We start from the raw sequence: 15,143 nt of genomic DNA, 5'->3' as shown, positions 1-15,143 counted from the left end.
TAAGACCTACGGTCCGGGTGTCAGCGTGGCCTTGCCGGTGCGCTCCTGGCCAGACCGATCGAGCCAGGTGAGGTCGATCACGTCACCCGGATAGTGCCGATCCAGCACCATCGTGAGGGTGCGCGCGGAATCCAGCGGTGTGCCGTCGATCGCCATCAGCAGGTCGCCGGGCGCCAGGCCCGCCGCCTCGGCCGGGCCGCCGCGCAGCACGTCCTGAATGATCACTCCGCTTTCCTGCCGCTGCGCCGTGCGCACACCGACGCCGAGCATCGTCGGCGGTCCGATATGCACCAGGTCCGACGGGGCGCGCGACCGGATCTGCCCGGCGACTCCCATCGCATCGTTGATCGGGATGGCGAAGCCCTTGCCGCCCGGACCCATCCGGAAGTTGACCGACGCAGCCGTCGTCATCCCCACCACCTGGCCTGCGCCGTTGACCACGGGGCCGCCGGAGTCGCCGGCCCGGACCGGTGCGGCGAACTCGATAAGACCGTTGAGCTCGTCGGTGCTGCCGGTCAGCTCGTCCTCGGCGTTGACGGTGCGGCCGAAGGCCGTGACGGTGCCCACCTCGCGGGTGAGCGGGGCGCCGGTGCCCCCGGCGTTCCCGAGCGCGACGACGGGTTCGCCCTCGGCCAGCGTGCGCGAATCACCGATCGGCGCGGTGGGTAGTCCGCCCGCGCCACGCAGCTGCAGCACCGCGATGTCGTTGCGGCGGTCGTAGCCGATCAGATCGGCGGCGAAAGACTGGCCGGCGACCGTGGCGTTGATCGAGTTCGCGCCCTGGACAACGTGGTAGTTGGTGAGCACCTCACCGCCGGGGGACAGCACGATGCCGGTGCCGATGCCATATGCCTGCTGGTAGTCCACGACTGTGTCGATGCGGGCCACAGCGGGCTCGACCTGCGCTGCGGCGGCAACCGGATCGCCCACCGGTGCGGCACCGGCCGGCGCCGCCGGGATCACCAGGACGGCTGCAGCGGCAAGTGCCGCCAGGATTACTGACATGAACGGTCTTGAGCGCAGTTTGCTCATGAACCCATCTTGGCTGTGAGAACGTCCGCTGTCGACGCGGATGTCAGTCCTCGACCGCTACGCCACCGCGGGAACGCCGCCGCAGCCGGGAAATTCCGCCTTTATTCGCGGGTCGACGGTTACGCAGCTTGCTGTCCGAGGCGTCCGGCTCATCGGCGGCAACCTGGGCAGGTGCGTCGTCGGTGGTTTCGGTCTCTGTCTCGGTCTTTGTCTCGGATTCCGTGGTTTCGGATTCCGCTGTCTCGGGTTCGGCGTCGTCGTCAGCCTCCGCGTCGGCGGTCTCTGCCTCAGCCTCTGCTTCTGCTTCGGTAGCATCCACGGTCTCGTCCGCTTCCTCTGCCGTTTCTTCGGCCGTGCCGCGGCCGCGACGCGTGCTCTTCTCGCGGGCCTTGAGCGGTTTGGGCGGTGGCGGCGGCAACTCGGCGACAAAGGCCAGGTAGAAGCCGAAAATTCCGAGCAGTGCGATCGCCGCTGCGGCGCCATAGACGCCGAACAACCACTGCCCGGCGCTGTCCAGGGACAGCCAGATCTCGGAGATCGCGGCGCCGACGATCAAGACCCCGGCCAGCACGTGCAGGACGATCGAGGCGGTCCGCAGCCGCAGCGCGAACTCGGGGGTGCCGTATTCGGGCCGCTGGGTGCGCAATCGGGTGAACACCACGGGCAGCGCGGCCAGCGCGATGAGCACGCCGGTGGCGATCCGAAGCACCAAGCCGAGGGTGGATGACGTCTCGCCCATGAGCTCCGGCCGGCGCGGAAGGACGAAAAAGAAGTAGAGGGCTGCAGCGACGATCGAGAACGACGCATGCCAGATCACCGCGACGGTGCGGCCCATACTCCTCCTTGGGTACTTCTATGGGCCGGGGTGCGATACGCCGCGATCGGCAGATCGCACCCCGGGACCCTGAGTGCGGAGGATAGGGGATTTGAACCCCTGAGGGCTATTAACCCAACCCGCGTTCCAGGCGAGCGCCATAGGCCACTAGGCGAATCCTCCGTCGGCCATGGTAACCGACTCCGAAACCGCTCCCGTCAAGTCGGGGGTGCTGGGTTGTTTCCCGGGTCGCTGCGCTCCTGCCCTCCGAACGGGGTACTACACTCACCCATGGACCCCGCGCGGCGTCCAACCTGTGAACTCCCCCAGGGCTGGAAGGCAGCAAGGGTCAACGGGCTCTGGCGGGTGCGCGGGGTCCCCTTAATGTTCAGCTTCCGTGAAAGGCGCGCGGTGTCGTTCCAGTCCCTCGGGCGCGACGATCTGCGCGCGCAATACGAACTCCAGCTACGCAACTATGCGGAGCTGCAGGCCAAGAAGTTGAACCTCGATCTCACCCGGGGAAAACCGGCACCGGCGCAACTGGATCTGTCCAACGGTCTGCTCAGCCTGCCCGGCGAGGACTACCGCGACAGTGCCGGCACCGATACCCGCAACTACGGCGGTCTGCACGGGCTACCGGAGCTGCGGGCGATCTTTGGCGAACTGCTCGGAATTCCGGTGCAGAACCTCATCGCGGGCAACAACGCGAGCCTCGAGATGATGCACGACGTGGTGGTGTTCTCGCTGCTTCACGGCGGTGTCGACTCGGTGCGGCCGTGGATAGAGGAAGCTGGCCGATCCGGCATTAAATTCCTCTGCCCGTCGCCCGGCTACGACCGGCATTTCGCGATCACGGAATCGTTCGGCATCGAGATGATCCCGGTGCCGATGCGCGAGGACGGTCCCGACGTCGACCTCATCGAGGAGCTGGTGGCCGCCGACCCGGCCATCAAGGGCATGTGGTGCGTACCGGTGTACTCGAACCCGACCGGGGCCACCTTTTCCTGGGAGACGGTCCGCCGGCTGGTGCAGATGCGCACTGCGGCAAACGATTTCCGGTTGATGTGGGACAACGCGTATGCAGTGCACACGTTGACACACGATTTCGCCCGCCAGGTCGACGTGCTCGGGCTGGCCGAGGCGGCGGGCAATCCGAACCGCCCGCTGGTGTTCGCGTCGACCTCCAAGATCACCTTCGCCGGCGCAGGCGTGAGCTTCCTGGGCGGGTCGCTGGGCAACATCGCCTGGTATCTGCAACACGCGGGCAAGAAGTCGATCGGGCCTGACAAGGTCAACCAGCTGCGGCACCTGCGGTTCTTCGGCGACGCCGACGGCGTGCGCCTGCACATGCAGCGGCACCGCGAGTTGATCGCGCCGAAGTTCGCCCTCGTGGCCGAGATCCTCGAAGAGCGGCTGGGGGAGTCCAAGATCGCGTCGTGGACCGATCCCAAGGGCGGCTACTTCGTCAGCCTCGACGTCTGGCCCGGCACCGCCAAGCGCACCGTCGCGCTGGCCAAGGACGCCGGCATCGCGGTGACGGAGGCGGGCTCGGCGTTCCCGTACCGGAAAGACCCCGAGGACAAGAACATTCGCATCGCCCCGACCTTCCCGGCACTGCCCGACGTGCGGGAGGCGATCGACGGCCTGGCGACCTGTGCGCTGCTGGCGGCGACCGAGTCCCAGCTGAGCGGGGACTGAGTTCCCGGCTAGTCGGAGCCGATCGGTAGCCTTCTCACGTGGCTCTCTACCGGAAGTATCGCCCGGCAACCTTCGCGGAAGTGGTTGGGCAGGAGCACGTCACCGAGCCGTTGTCCACGGCGCTCACCGCGGGCCGGATCAACCACGCCTACCTGTTCTCCGGACCGCGCGGCTGCGGCAAGACCTCCTCGGCGCGCATCATGGCGCGATCGCTCAACTGCGAGCAGGGCCCGACACCCACCCCGTGCGGGGTGTGTGACTCCTGCGTATCGCTGGCGCCCAACGGTCCGGGCAACCTCGACGTCACCGAACTCGACGCGGCCAGTCACAACGGCGTCGACGACGCACGCGAGCTCCGCGATCGCGCTTTCTACGCGCCGGCGCAGTCCCGCTACCGCATCTTCATCATCGACGAGGCGCACATGGTGACGCCCCAGGCGTTCAATGCCCTCTTGAAGATCGTCGAGGAGCCGCCTGAACACCTGATCTTCGTGTTCGCCACCACCGAACCGGAGAAGGTGCTCACCACCATCCGGTCCCGAACCCACCACTACCCGTTCCGGCTGCTGGCCCCCAAGACCATGCGTGGCCTGGTCGAGCGCATCTGCGCACAAGAAGGTGTGGTCGTCGACGACGCGGTGTTCCCGCTGGTGATCCGGTCGGGTGGCGGTTCGCCGCGCGACACCCTTTCAGTCCTCGATCAGCTGCTCGCCGGGGCAGACGGTAACCACATCACCTATCAGCGTGCGCTGGCGTTGCTCGGCGCCACCGACATGGCGCTCATCGACGACGCCGTCGAAGCGTTGGCCGCCGGTGACGCCTCCGCCCTGTTCGGTGCCGTGGAAGCGGTGATCGACGCCGGCCATGATCCGCGACGGTTCGCCACCGACCTGCTGGAACGTTTCCGCGACCTGATCGTGTTGCAGGCGGTGCCCGACGCTGCCACCCGCGGCGTGGTCGATGCCCCCGCCGACGTGCTCGAGCGCATGCGCGATCAGGCGGCCAGGCTGGGTTCGGCGACGCTGGCCCGTTACGCCGAGGTGGTCCATGCCGGGCTCGGCGAGATGCGCGGGGCCACCGCACCACGGCTGCTGCTGGAGGTGGTGTGTGCGCGGCTGCTGCTGCCGTCGGCGCATGACACCGAATCCGCCTTGCTGCAGCGCATCGAACGCATCGAAACCCGGCTGGATATGTCGATTCCGGCGGGCGAAGCCCAGGCAGCCGTGCGGCCCGCCGAGCCGAGCAAAACGTTCACGCGGCGCAGTCAGGCCGCGGAGCCGCCGGAGCCGCCGCCTGCGCCTGCAGAACCCGAGCCGACCCCTGCGCCGAAACCTCAGTCCGCTTCGGTCGCGGCTGCCGCTGCCAAACCGGAGCCGGCACCGGAAGCTCCGCCGCCCGTAGCTCCGCCGTCGGAAACCTTGCCGCCCACAATTCCGCCCCAGGCCGAAACCGCTTCCCCCAGTGGGGAACCCAATGCCGCCGCGGTGCGCAGCATGTGGCCGACGGTCCGGGAAAAGGTTCGTCAGCGCAGCCGCACCACCGAGGTCATGCTGTCGGGTGCGACTGTGAGGGCCGTCGAAGGCGACACGCTTGTGCTCAGCCATGAGTCGGGTCCGCTGGCCAAACGGCTGACCGAGCCACGCAACTCTGAGGTGATCCGCGAGGCACTCAAGGATGCGCTCGGGGTCAACTGGAAGGTCCGGTGCGTCACCGGAGCCGCCGAGCCGCCACCGCCTGCTGCCGCACCCGCACCGACCGCACCCGATCCCGTCGAGGTTGCCCGCGCCGAGGAAGACGACATGCTCGCCGAGGCGACCGCGGAGCCGTCTTCAGCGGTGCCGCGCCGAGACCCGGAGGAAGCGGCGTTGGAACTGCTGCAAAGCGAACTCGGCGCCCGAAAGATCGACAGTTAGCGCTTCAGGCAGCGCGTTGCATAGTCGATCACGAAACCTGGTATCGCCGGTGGTATCAGGTTTTCAAACCGCCTACATGTTCCCTAGGCGGGGCTGGTGTGGCAGCTGTGACTGCAGATCTAAGCGCTCCACCAGGGCCGCAGCGGCAGCCCGCCGTCGTTGCCGTGCTCGTCGAGCTTGACCGCCAGAACCTGGTGCAGCTGAACCACATTCGTCTCGAAGCCCAGCCGGGAGCCGGCCATGTACAGCCCCCACACCTTCGCGGTGGGCAGCCCGACTTCGGCGACCGCCTCGTCCCAATGCTCGACGAGGTTGGCGCACCAATCCCGCAGCGTCATCGCGTAGTGGTTGCGCAGGTTCTCCTCGTGCAGAACCTCGAGGCCCACATCCTGGGCCTCTGCGATGATGCGGCCTGAGCCGGTGAGCTCCCCGTCGGGGAAGACGTAGCGGTCGATAAAGCCGCCGGCAACCGCCGTCGACCGGTTGTCATGGCGGGTGATGCAGTGGTTGAGCAGCAGCCCCCCGGTCCGCATCTTCGACTTCAGGAAGCGGAAGTAGGCCGGGTAGTTCTGTACGCCGATGTGCTCGGTCAGCCCGATCGAGGACACCGCGTCGAAGCCGGTTTCGACGACATCGCGATAGTCCCCGTGCCGTACCTCGGCCACGTCGCCGAGTCCTTCTTCGGCGATGGCCTTCTGCGCCCAGGTCGCCTGCTCCCTCGACAGCGTGACACCGATGGCCTTGACGCCGTGCCGGGCCGCGTAGCGCACCATGCTGCCCCAGCCGCAGCCCACATCGAGCAACCGGTCGCCGGGCTGTAGCCGCAGCTTCTCGAACACCAGCCGGTACTTGTTGTCCTGCGCCTCCTGCAGGGTGGCGTCCGGCGTCGCGTAGCAGGCGCAGGTGTAGGTCATCGACGGACCAAGCACCCACTCGTAGAAGGTGTTGGACACGTCGTAGTGGTGGTGGATCGCCTCGGCGTCACGAGCCTTGCTGTGCCGCAACCCTTCCACCGCCCGGCGCCACCGCGGCATCGCTTCCTGCGGCGGCGGCGCGATCGGCACGAGGTGCTCGACACCGATGGACCGCACGATATTGGCGAGCACCCGCGCCGGAGGTCGCCGGAACGCCATCTTGTCGGCCAGCGCGCACAACAACGGGTACGGGTCGCCCGGGTGTACGCCGTGGGTTTCGAGATCGCCGGACACGTAGGCGCGGGCCAGCCCCAGATCGCCCGGTGCGGTGGCCAGATACGTGGTGCCGCGCGGGGTTTTCAGGTCCAGACCGAGCGTGGCGTCCTCTGGTCCTGCTGAGCTGCCGTCGTACGCAGTGAATTTCAGGGGCAGTTGGCCTGCTGCCAAGATCTCCAGAATCTCGGCCAGGCTCAGCTTGCCGGTCACGGCATGCGTAGGGTTTTCCTTGAACGTCGTCATCGCCTTTGCACCGCCTTCGAATACAGGTCAAGCAGACGTGAATCGGGGTCGTAGATCTTCTTCACGGTCTTGTAGGCCTCGCCGCCGTACAGATCGTCGAAGTCTTCGCGCGAGTAGTACGCGTCGGAGTAGAGCGATTTGTGACCGTCGAGTTCGGCGACCTTTCGTTCGATCAGGCGGTTCGTGTGGCCCTCCTCGGGGCCGACGGGCACCGACGACCAGAAGCCGATGTTGACGTAGGTGTGGTGAGCGCGCAGCGGATACAGCGGCCAGGCCGACCCCTTGTTGCTGTCATCACGCAAACGCAAGGGGCACAACCAGATGGGTTCGATCGGCACATTGGTCAAGAACCAATCGAGGAATTCCCCGCAACGCTCTATCGGTACCTCGACGTCCTGGACCACCCGCTCCCGCAGTGGGCGGCCGGCCGAACGAAGATTGCGCTTCTCGATCCGGTCGGCGATGTTGAACCGTTGGTCGTAACCGATGAGTTTCCAGTAGAAGCTGCTGCGCCGGTAGCGACGGGGCCACAACCGGCGGATCGCCGGATGCTGTGCGCCGAACGCTCGTGAGCACCAGAACCAGTCGGTGTCCCAACGCCAGAGATAATCGTGAATGGTCAGGCGGTCGTGCTTCTCACCCTCGGGATGCTGGATGGAGCGGTAGTAGATCTGTCGGCCGGTGTAATCGCTGACCGGGCCGGCGGTTTTCGTCTTGATCCCGACACACAGGTAGCTCTCGTCGGCGCTGAACACCACGCCGTCGAGGTAGTCGACCGGTTCGTCGATGTACCCGCCGGTCTCGATGATGCGGTCCATCGCCCCGATCAGGTCGCCCAACGAGTGAAAACGTAGATGGCGCAACGCGACAAACGGCGTGACGGGTTCGAGCTCGATCTTGAGGCGCGTTGAATAGCCAAGGGTGCCATAGGAATTCGGGAACGCATGGTAAAGGTCCGAGTGCTGGTCCCGACTCGCGGTGACGATCTCACCGGTACCGGTCAAAATGTCCATCTCCAGCACGCTTTCGTGCGGCAGACCGTTGCGGTACGACGTGGATTCGATGCCCAGGCCGGTGACCGCGCCACCCAGCGTGATGGTCTTGAGTTGCGGCACCACCAGCGGCGCCAACCCGTATGGCAGCGTCGCCGCAACGAGATCCTCGTAGGTACACATGCCGGCGACGTCGGCGGTGGCCGCCGCTGCGTCGACCTCGATGACACCGGTCAGGCCCGAGGTGTCGAGGCCCTTGGCGGTGCTGCGAGCGCGGGCCCGGAAGAGGTTGGATGTCGGTTTGGCAAGGCGCACCGTCGCGCTCGGCGGGATAGCGCGATAACTATCTAGAAGCCGCTGCACACCCGCAGCGTGTACAGCCCATGCGTCAGTCGGTACAACAGACACACATATACGCTAGTCGGCGGTTGCATCGGATGCGACCGCAGACACGGGTAATACACCGATGAACCACTCAAACGTTCACTTGAAGGAGTTTTCACCAATGGGACAGGTCAGCGCGGTCAGCACCGTATTGATCAACGCCGAGCCGGCCGCCGTGCTCGCCGCGATCGCCGACTACCAGACCGTGCGCCCGAAGATCCTTTCGTCGCACTACAGCGGGTATCAGGTACTCGAGGGCGGCCAGGGTGCGGGCACCGTCGCCACGTGGAAACTTCAGGCGACGAAGTCCCGCGTGCGTGAGGTCAAGGCGACTGTCGACGTGGCGGGACACACCGTCATCGAGAAGGACGCCAATTCGACGCTGGTCACGAACTGGACGGTCGCGCCGGCAGGCACGGGGTCGACGGTCAATCTCAAGACCAGCTGGACCGGTGCCGGCGGGGTGAAGGGCTTCTTCGAGAAGACATTCGCACCGTTGGGCCTGCGCAAGATCCAGGACGAGGTGCTGGGCAACCTCAAGAAACAGGTCGAGGCAAGCTAGCTAACGGGCCGGCGTCGCCGTCTGGGATCCCAGATACGCGGCGACGCCGCGCACGATCGCGTCGGCGTACTTCTGCCGGCCCTCCGGCGACTTCATCAGGGCGGAATCGACCGGGTTCTTCATGTTGCCGCACTCCACCAGGATCGACGGGAACTGCGCCAAGTTGAGCCCCGCGATGTCCGAACGCGCATCCAGCCCACCCGAACCGATATAGGTGGCCGGCGGAATCCCGGAGGCGGACAGCTGATCCCGCATGGCTTTTGCGAACTGCACTGACGGTCCAGCCTGCGCGTTGTTCAGCGGCGGCGACGAGTAGAGCACATGGAATCCGCGGCCGTTGGCCGGACCGCCGTCGGCATGGATGGACACCACCGCGTTGGGCCGTAGCGAGTTCGCCATCGCGGCGCGTTCGTCGACACACGGCCCCAGCGCGTTGTCATTGCCCCGCGACATCGCCGTGCGGACCCCCAACGCGTTGAGCGCGGCGCGCACCCGCAGCGTGGTGTCCCAGGTGAAGGTGTGCTCGGCATAGCCGTCCTCGGTCGAGGTGCCGCTTTCCTGGCAGTTCTTGGTGCCGCCGCGACCAGTCGGGACCTGCTTACTGATCGAGGCGTCGTTGGCGCCGTTGTGCCCGGGATCGAGGAACACGATCATGCCGGCAAGGTTCGGGGCGGCGTTGGCGGGTGGGCTGTCGACAAGGGGTACCGCGATGAGCACACTGCTCACGACCGCGGCGCCGACACGCAGGCAGGCTGGGAGTCGCACGGCCGCCACCGTAGCCCGCATCCCGACTACGCTGAAAGGCCAAACCGCCACCGACGGGCGAGAGCAACCAAGTCGAGACCCGGCCGCAACAAGTACGTGAAGGGACCCAGTCATGCAACCCGGAGGCACGCCCGATATGTCCGCCCTGCTCGCACAGGCGCAGCAGGTGCAACAGCAGTTGATGGAGGCGCAGGAGGCGCTGGCCAACACTGAAGTGCACGGTCAGGCCGGCGGCGGGTTGGTGCAGGTGACGGTGAAGGGCAGCGGCGAGGTGGTGGCGGTCGCGATCGATCCCAAGGTCGTTGACCCCGACGATGTCGAAACCCTGCAGGATCTGATCGTCGGAGCCTTGGCCGACGCCTCGAAACAGGTGACGATTCTGGCGCAGAGCCGGCTGGGTCCGCTGGCCGGCGGGCTCAGTGGCTTCGGCATTCCAGGGGTCTGAGTTGTACCGCAATGTTTGAAGGCCCCGTCCAGGATCTGATCGACGAGCTGGGCAAACTGCCCGGCATCGGGCCCAAGAGCGCGCAGCGCATCGCCTTCCACCTGCTCTCCGTCGAGCCGCCCGACATCGACCGGCTGACGGCCGTGCTCGGCCGGGTGCGGGACGGCGTCACGTTCTGTGCGGTGTGCGGCAACGTCTCCGACGACGAGCGGTGCCGGATCTGCAACGATCCGCGTCGCGACGCGTCGCTGGTGTGCGTCGTGGAGGAACCCAAGGACGTTCAGGCCGTCGAGCGCACCCGCGAATTCCGCGGCCGCTACCACGTGCTCGGCGGCGCACTGGATCCGTTGTCCGGTATCGGGCCCGAGCAACTGCGCATCCGTGAGCTGCTCAACCGGATAGGGGAGCGGGTCGACGGCGTCGACGTCGCCGAGGTCATCATCGCGACCGACCCGAACACCGAGGGCGAGGCCACCGCCACCTATCTGGTCCGGATGCTGCGCGACATCCCCGGCCTGTCGGTCACGCGGATCGCGTCGGGGCTGCCGATGGGTGGGGACCTGGAATTCGCCGATGAGCTGACCCTGGGCCGCGCGCTGGCCGGCCGTCGCACGATGGCCTGATTCGCGGCCCGCCGCAGTGGCCTGATTTCGGCGAGAGCGAAACGAGTCGACGGGTCCGGCTCAAGATCACTACCGTCGAGATATGCCCGACCTTCTCCAGTTGGCACCCTCGTTGTATCGGCTGCGCATCCCCGGTGACCGGGCGCATCTGTTGAACAGCTATTTGTGGCTGGATCCGGATGGCGTGACGCTGATCGACACCGGCTGGCCGGACAGCGCCGACCTGATCACCGACGCGCTTACCGTGCTCGGCATGCGGCGTCTGCACGTGAAGCGCATCGTGCTCACCCATTTCCACGAGGATCACTGCGGTGCTGCCGCAGAGATCGCATCGTGGTCCGACGTCGAGGTGATCGCCGGGGCAGCCGACGCGGCGTACGTGCGCGGTGATGAACGCGGACCGCTGCCGGTGCTGACCGAGGCTGAGCGGACGCTCCACCGCGCCGACTCCGACGAGCCGTCGCACGGACCCGCCTGTCGGGTCGACCGAGTCGTCTCCGACGGTGACGTGCTCGACTTCGCAGGCGGCGCACGGGTTCTCGGTGTTCCGGGCCATACTCCGGGCAGCATTGCGCTGTATCTACCCGACGCCGACGCTGTGCTGACCGGCGATACGGTCGCCGAGTTCAACGGGCAGGTGATCCTGGGCGTCTTCAACACCGACCGGCACGCCGCGGCCCGATCGCTCGGCAAAATGGCCGCCACGGGCGCACAGATCGCCGGGTTCGGGCATGGCGAGTCGGTGCTGACCGACGCCGCGGCTCGTATCGCGGCCGCAGCCGATCCCTTCGCCGCCGATGTGTCGGTGATCTAGTCGCCGAATGGCCAGTTATTACACTGGTTTTCGTGAATCCGGGCTGTTGCGGATCGGCGGCGGCGACGAGCATTAACTATGAACGTCTACGCCGAGGGTTCAGGTCACCTGGTGGCTGCAATCCTATGCATAACGCCTGCTCGTTCGGCGCTGTCGCCAGACCCATCACCGAGATTGAACTCAGGGACAGAATCGGCGCCGAATCTGTCCCTGACTGCAATCTCGTGAAGGTGTCTAGCTGGCCACTCGGCCCAAAAACTAGCTAGACCCGACGCGGTGCGGCCAGCCGTTCACGACGCAGCAGATCCACCTCGGGCAGCTGCAGCGGCGGCAATTCGCCGACCACTCGCGACAGCAGATGGTCGGCCAGTTGCGGATTGCGGGCCAGGCACGGGCCGTGCAGATAGGTGGCGATCACGCTGCCCTGCACTGCGCCGTCGAACCCGTCACCGGCCCGGTTGCCCGCACCCTTGGTGACCGCAGCAAGCGGCCGCGCGTCAGGGCCCAGAACTGTTCCGCCACGGTGATTTTCGAACCCGGTGAGTGGTTCGGTGAGGCCGTCGATCAGTGGCTTCGAGGCCACCTCGCCGATGGTGCGGGCCTCTTGCGGTGACGTGGTGACATCCAGCATGCCGACACCCTCGACGCGCTCGCCGGCCGAGGTTTCGTACCAGTGCCCGAGCACCTGAATGGCCGCGCAGATCGCCAGTACCGGTGCACCGCGTTCGGCGGCCCGCTGCAGGCCTGGATAGCGGATCAGGTGTTTGGTGGCCAGCCGCTGCGCGTAATCCTCAGCGCCGCCCAGGGTGTACAGGTCCAGTGAGTCGGGCACCGGATCCGCGAGGGTGATCTCCACTATCGCGGCATCGATCCCGCGCAACATGAGTCGCTGCCGCAGCACCACCGCGTTGCCGCTGTCGCCGTAGGTGCCCATCACGTCGGGGAGCACCAGCCCGATCTGGAGAGTCACGAGATCCGCCGGTTCAGCTGCAGGAACGCCGTGTAGTTGGCGACGACTTCGACGTGGCCGGGTGGGCAGGACTCGATCGCGGCGAGCGTGTCGTGGACGAGGCTGTGCTCGACGCCGGCGTACCCGAGACGAACGGCAAGGTCGGTACCTCGCTCCCCGGCGGCCACCACGACCGTGTCGTCAAAGTGTTCGAACCGCACATCCCACAACCAAGACAGGTCCTCACCGTCGGGCACCTGCCCGTTGACGGCGATCACCACCCCGGCGCCGTGCTTGTCCACCATCGACAGCGCCTCCTGCCAGCCCGCCGGGTTCTTGGCGAGCAAGATGCGTGCGGTGTGGGTGCCGACCTGCACGGTGCGGTACCGGCCGGCGACCTCGTCGACCGTCGACACCGCGGCCACCGCCTTGGCCGGGTCCGCCCCGAGGGCGACTGCCGCCGCGACCGCTTGAGTGGCGTTGCCGCGGTTCACGGTGCCCGGAAGCGCCAGCGTCATTGGCAGCACGAGGCCGTCAGGGCCATAAACATTCGTCTCGTCGAACCACCACTGCGGGCTCGGGCGCTTGAAGTCAGCTCCAGTGGAGTACCAATCACCACCGTCGCGCACGATGATCTCGCCACTGCGCGGGCAGCTCACCGAGTCGCCGGCCCAGCCGCCGCCGGCCGCGACCCACACCACGTTGGGACTGTCGTAGGCAGCCGAGGTCATCAGGACGTCGTCGCAGTTGGCAACGATCACCGCGGTCGGATGCCGCGCCAGCCCGCCCCGCAGGGTTCGTTCGATGTGGTTGATCTCACCGACCCGGTCCAGCTGATCGCGCGAAAGGTTGAGCAAAACGACGACGGCCGCCTCCACCGCGTCCAACACGTGCGGGACGTGCATCTCGTCCACTTCGAGTGCCGCCAGCCCGGCGTCGCGAGCCCCGGCCAGGGCGGCAACGAGCCCGGCATCCATGTTGGCGCCCTCGGTATTGCTGGCCACCGGCCCCAGCGTGGCCAGCGCGGCCGCGGTCATCCTGGTGGTCGTGGACTTGCCGTTGGTCCCGGTCACGACGACGCTGCAGCGGTCGCGGCCCAGTTGATGCAGGATCGTGCGGTCCAGCGTCATCGCGACCAGACCGCCGATCATGGCGCCGGCGCCGCGGCCGGTGACCCGCGACGCCCAGCGTGCGGTTGCCCCGGCCGCCAGTGCGGTACGTCCACGGATCGTCAGCATCCCCGGGATTTTATGTCCACGACACGCTGCGGCGCCGACCCAGGCTTGTCGGACATGCGTGCCATCCTCGGAATATGAGCGCTTCCTGGGGCAGGCCGGCAGCCGAACCGGGCGCGGGCTGGGCCGTCGTCGACGTGGAAACCACGGGCTTTCGGCCGGGGCAGGCCCGTATCGTCAGCATCGCGGCGCTCGCGGTGGCCGATGACGGCAATGTCGAACGCAGCGTCGCGAGCCTGCTGAATCCGGGCGTCGACCCAGGGCCCACCCACGTGCACGGGCTCACCGCCGAGATGTTGGAAGGCCAGCCCTGCTTTGGCGACGTCGTCGACGAGCTCATCGGTGTGCTGCGCGGCCGCACCCTGGTCGCCCACAACGTGGGCTTCGATTACGCATTCCTGGCCGCCGAGGCCGAGCTGGTCGGCGCCGAACTACCGATCGACAGCGTGATGTGCACCGTTGAGCTGGCCCGCCGGCTCGAGCTGGGCACCGAGAACCTGCGGTTGGAGACGCTGGCCGCGCACTGGGGCGTCAGCCAGATGAAGCCGCACGACGCACTCGACGACGCGCAGGTGCTCGCCCAGATCCTCAAACCCACGCTGGCGCGAGCCAGGGACCGCAAGGTGTGGCTGCCGCTGCGGGAAGTCAGCCGGCGGCGCTGGCCCAACGGTCAGGTCACCCACGAGGAATTGCGGCCGCTGAAGTTGCTGGCGTCCCGGTTGCCGTGCGCGTACGTCAACCCCGGGCCCTATGTGCCGGGCCGCCCGCTGGTGCAGGGCATGCGGGTTGCGTTGTCGGCCGAGGTGGTCCGCACCCACGAGGAACTCGTCGAGCGGATCCTGCACGCCGGGCTGGCCTACACCGATGCCGTCGACGTCGCGACGTCGCTGGTCGTCTGCAACGAACCCACGCCCGAGCACGGCAAGGGCTATCAGGCCATCGAGTTGGGTGTGCCGTTGGTGTCCGACGCCGATCTTCTACGGCATCTCGACAATGTCATCGGCGGTGCGGGCATCGAGGAGTTCACCGACACCACGCCATCCGGTGATCAGTACACGCTTTTCTGATTCGCGGCCCGCCGCGGTCTTTTAGCGGAGTGCTTTCGCTTTCAACGTGTCGAACTCCACCTGCGTGATGGTGCCGGCGTCCAGCAATGCCTTCGCGTCGGCGATCTCCTGAGCCGGTGACCGTCCTGCGGCCTCGCGGATGTAGGAGTCGGTCTCCTTCTTCGCTGCGAGGGCCGCCGCGTGGGCACGTTCCGTCATGCCGTTCCCGCGGGCGATCAGGTACACCAGCGCGGTGAGCCACGGCACCAGAATCAGGAAGACCACCCAGACCGCTTTGACCCAGCCCGACGTCTTGTGATCACGCCAGAACAGGTCCCCGAGGATCTGGAACAGCACAAGCAGGTAGGCGATCCAAGCGAAGATGATCAGGAAGTGCCACAGGAAATCCCACGTCGAACCCCAGTCCACGGGTCGCTC

At 66.9% G+C, this 15,143-nt stretch carries 15 protein-coding genes, 1 tRNA gene and 1 other RNA gene; 8 read left to right on the top strand and 9 right to left on the bottom strand.

From position 1 onward, the window contains the following. Positions 1-6: 6 nt before the first annotated feature. From ABQF30_RS11690 to ABQF30_RS11680, 3 genes are all read right to left on the bottom strand, one after another. On the bottom strand, positions 7-1,032 hold the full coding sequence (locus ABQF30_RS11690; RefSeq protein WP_448463755.1) for a S1C family serine protease: 1,026 nt from the start codon (positions 1,030-1,032) through the stop codon (positions 7-9). Positions 1,033-1,075: 43 nt separating this feature from the next. Beyond that, a complete protein-coding gene (locus ABQF30_RS11685; protein WP_448463753.1) occupies positions 1,076-1,867 on the bottom strand; it encodes a lipid uptake coordinator LucA in 792 nt (263 codons plus the stop codon). Between the two features lie 76 nt (positions 1,868-1,943). Then, positions 1,944-2,029, bottom strand: a tRNA-Ser gene (locus ABQF30_RS11680). A gap of 107 nt (positions 2,030-2,136) precedes the next feature. On the opposite strand from ABQF30_RS11680, the gene ffs reads away from it, so the two are divergent. The 3 genes from ffs (at position 2,137) to ABQF30_RS11665 (ending at position 5,457) form a co-directional block, all read left to right on the top strand. Next, positions 2,137-2,231, top strand: an RNA gene (gene ffs, locus ABQF30_RS11675) — signal recognition particle sRNA small type. A gap of 26 nt (positions 2,232-2,257) precedes the next feature. Further along, positions 2,258-3,544: an aspartate aminotransferase type Ic gene (locus ABQF30_RS11670; protein WP_448463751.1), complete on the top strand. Its 1,287-nt coding sequence runs from the start codon at positions 2,258-2,260 to the stop codon at positions 3,542-3,544. 38 nt (positions 3,545-3,582) lie between these two features. Beyond that, positions 3,583-5,457, top strand: a complete 1,875-nt coding sequence (locus ABQF30_RS11665) for a DNA polymerase III subunits gamma/tau (protein WP_448463749.1) — start codon at positions 3,583-3,585, stop codon at positions 5,455-5,457. 119 nt (positions 5,458-5,576) lie between these two features. Here the strand turns inward: ABQF30_RS11665 and ABQF30_RS11660 are convergent, their stop codons facing one another. Then, positions 5,577-6,890 carry a class I SAM-dependent methyltransferase gene (locus ABQF30_RS11660; RefSeq protein ID WP_448463747.1) on the bottom strand — a complete coding sequence of 438 codons (1,314 nt, stop codon included), beginning with the start codon at positions 6,888-6,890 and terminating at the stop codon, positions 5,577-5,579. Beyond that, a complete protein-coding gene (locus tag ABQF30_RS11655) occupies positions 6,887-8,290 on the bottom strand; it encodes an FAD-binding protein (RefSeq protein ID WP_448463745.1) in 1,404 nt (467 codons plus the stop codon). Before ABQF30_RS11655 ends, ABQF30_RS11660 begins: the two co-directional genes overlap by 4 nt. Positions 8,291-8,387: 97 nt before the next feature. On the opposite strand from ABQF30_RS11655, the gene ABQF30_RS11650 reads away from it, so the two are divergent. Then, positions 8,388-8,828 carry an SRPBCC family protein gene (locus ABQF30_RS11650; protein WP_448463743.1) on the top strand — a complete coding sequence of 147 codons (441 nt, stop codon included), beginning with the start codon at positions 8,388-8,390 and terminating at the stop codon, positions 8,826-8,828. Here the strand turns inward: ABQF30_RS11650 and ABQF30_RS11645 are convergent, their stop codons facing one another. Next, positions 8,829-9,614 (bottom strand): Rv3717 family N-acetylmuramoyl-L-alanine amidase, encoded by a 786-nt coding sequence (locus ABQF30_RS11645; protein WP_448463741.1) that lies wholly within the window; start codon positions 9,612-9,614, stop codon positions 8,829-8,831. 91 nt (positions 9,615-9,705) lie between these two features. On the opposite strand from ABQF30_RS11645, the gene ABQF30_RS11640 reads away from it, so the two are divergent. The 3 genes from ABQF30_RS11640 to ABQF30_RS11630 all read left to right on the top strand — a co-directional run bounded on the left by ABQF30_RS11640 (position 9,706) and on the right by ABQF30_RS11630 (position 11,475). Further along, the gene (locus ABQF30_RS11640) at positions 9,706-10,038 is read left to right on the top strand and encodes a YbaB/EbfC family nucleoid-associated protein (protein ID WP_448463739.1); all 333 of its coding nucleotides are present in this window, start codon (positions 9,706-9,708) and stop codon (positions 10,036-10,038) included. 11 nt (positions 10,039-10,049) lie between these two features. Then, a complete protein-coding gene (gene recR, locus ABQF30_RS11635) occupies positions 10,050-10,661 on the top strand; it encodes a recombination mediator RecR (RefSeq protein WP_448463737.1) in 612 nt (203 codons plus the stop codon). Between the two features lie 82 nt (positions 10,662-10,743). Then, on the top strand, positions 10,744-11,475 hold the full coding sequence (locus ABQF30_RS11630) for an MBL fold metallo-hydrolase (RefSeq protein ID WP_448463735.1): 732 nt from the start codon (positions 10,744-10,746) through the stop codon (positions 11,473-11,475). A gap of 262 nt (positions 11,476-11,737) precedes the next feature. Here ABQF30_RS11630 and ABQF30_RS11625 read toward each other — a convergent pair whose 3' ends face one another. Continuing rightward, positions 11,738-12,445 carry a type 1 glutamine amidotransferase gene (locus ABQF30_RS11625; RefSeq protein WP_448463733.1) on the bottom strand — a complete coding sequence of 236 codons (708 nt, stop codon included), beginning with the start codon at positions 12,443-12,445 and terminating at the stop codon, positions 11,738-11,740. Next, the gene (locus tag ABQF30_RS11620; RefSeq protein ID WP_448463731.1) at positions 12,442-13,662 is read right to left on the bottom strand and encodes a MurT ligase domain-containing protein; all 1,221 of its coding nucleotides are present in this window, start codon (positions 13,660-13,662) and stop codon (positions 12,442-12,444) included. The genes ABQF30_RS11625 and ABQF30_RS11620 overlap by 4 nt, the downstream gene beginning before the upstream one ends. A 74-nt stretch (positions 13,663-13,736) precedes the next feature. Here ABQF30_RS11620 and ABQF30_RS11615 point away from each other — a divergent pair, with 74 nt between their 5' ends. Beyond that, positions 13,737-14,726 (top strand): DEDDh family exonuclease, encoded by a 990-nt coding sequence (locus tag ABQF30_RS11615; RefSeq protein ID WP_448463729.1) that lies wholly within the window; start codon positions 13,737-13,739, stop codon positions 14,724-14,726. Positions 14,727-14,747: 21 nt separating this feature from the next. On the opposite strand, the gene ABQF30_RS11610 is transcribed toward ABQF30_RS11615, so the two are convergent. Then, positions 14,748-15,134 (bottom strand): SHOCT domain-containing protein, encoded by a 387-nt coding sequence (locus tag ABQF30_RS11610; protein WP_448463727.1) that lies wholly within the window; start codon positions 15,132-15,134, stop codon positions 14,748-14,750. Positions 15,135-15,143 lie beyond the last annotated feature (9 nt).

It is taken from the genome of Mycolicibacterium sp. XJ870 (assembly GCF_053483975.1).
This window is presented reverse-complemented; position numbering and strand designations above follow the sequence as displayed.

What these genes read in the sequence shown, in the direction of transcription:
- ABQF30_RS11690 (WP_448463755.1), bottom strand. Translation starts at nt 1,032, where the DNA reads ATGAGCAAACTGCGCTCAAGACCGTTCATGTCAGTAATCCTGGCGGCA.
- ABQF30_RS11685 (WP_448463753.1), bottom strand. Translation starts at nt 1,867, where the DNA reads ATGGGCCGCACCGTCGCGGTGATCTGGCATGCGTCGTTCTCGATCGTC.
- ABQF30_RS11660 (WP_448463747.1), bottom strand. Translation starts at nt 6,890, where the DNA reads ATGACGACGTTCAAGGAAAACCCTACGCATGCCGTGACCGGCAAGCTG.
- ABQF30_RS11650 (WP_448463743.1), top strand. Translation starts at nt 8,388, where the DNA reads ATGGGACAGGTCAGCGCGGTCAGCACCGTATTGATCAACGCCGAGCCG.
- ABQF30_RS11645 (WP_448463741.1), bottom strand. Translation starts at nt 9,614, where the DNA reads ATGCGGGCTACGGTGGCGGCCGTGCGACTCCCAGCCTGCCTGCGTGTC.
- ABQF30_RS11640 (WP_448463739.1), top strand. Translation starts at nt 9,706, where the DNA reads ATGCAACCCGGAGGCACGCCCGATATGTCCGCCCTGCTCGCACAGGCG.
- recR (WP_448463737.1), top strand. Translation starts at nt 10,050, where the DNA reads ATGTTTGAAGGCCCCGTCCAGGATCTGATCGACGAGCTGGGCAAACTG.
- ABQF30_RS11630 (WP_448463735.1), top strand. Translation starts at nt 10,744, where the DNA reads ATGCCCGACCTTCTCCAGTTGGCACCCTCGTTGTATCGGCTGCGCATC.
- ABQF30_RS11620 (WP_448463731.1), bottom strand. Translation starts at nt 13,662, where the DNA reads ATGCTGACGATCCGTGGACGTACCGCACTGGCGGCCGGGGCAACCGCA.
- ABQF30_RS11615 (WP_448463729.1), top strand. Translation starts at nt 13,737, where the DNA reads ATGAGCGCTTCCTGGGGCAGGCCGGCAGCCGAACCGGGCGCGGGCTGG.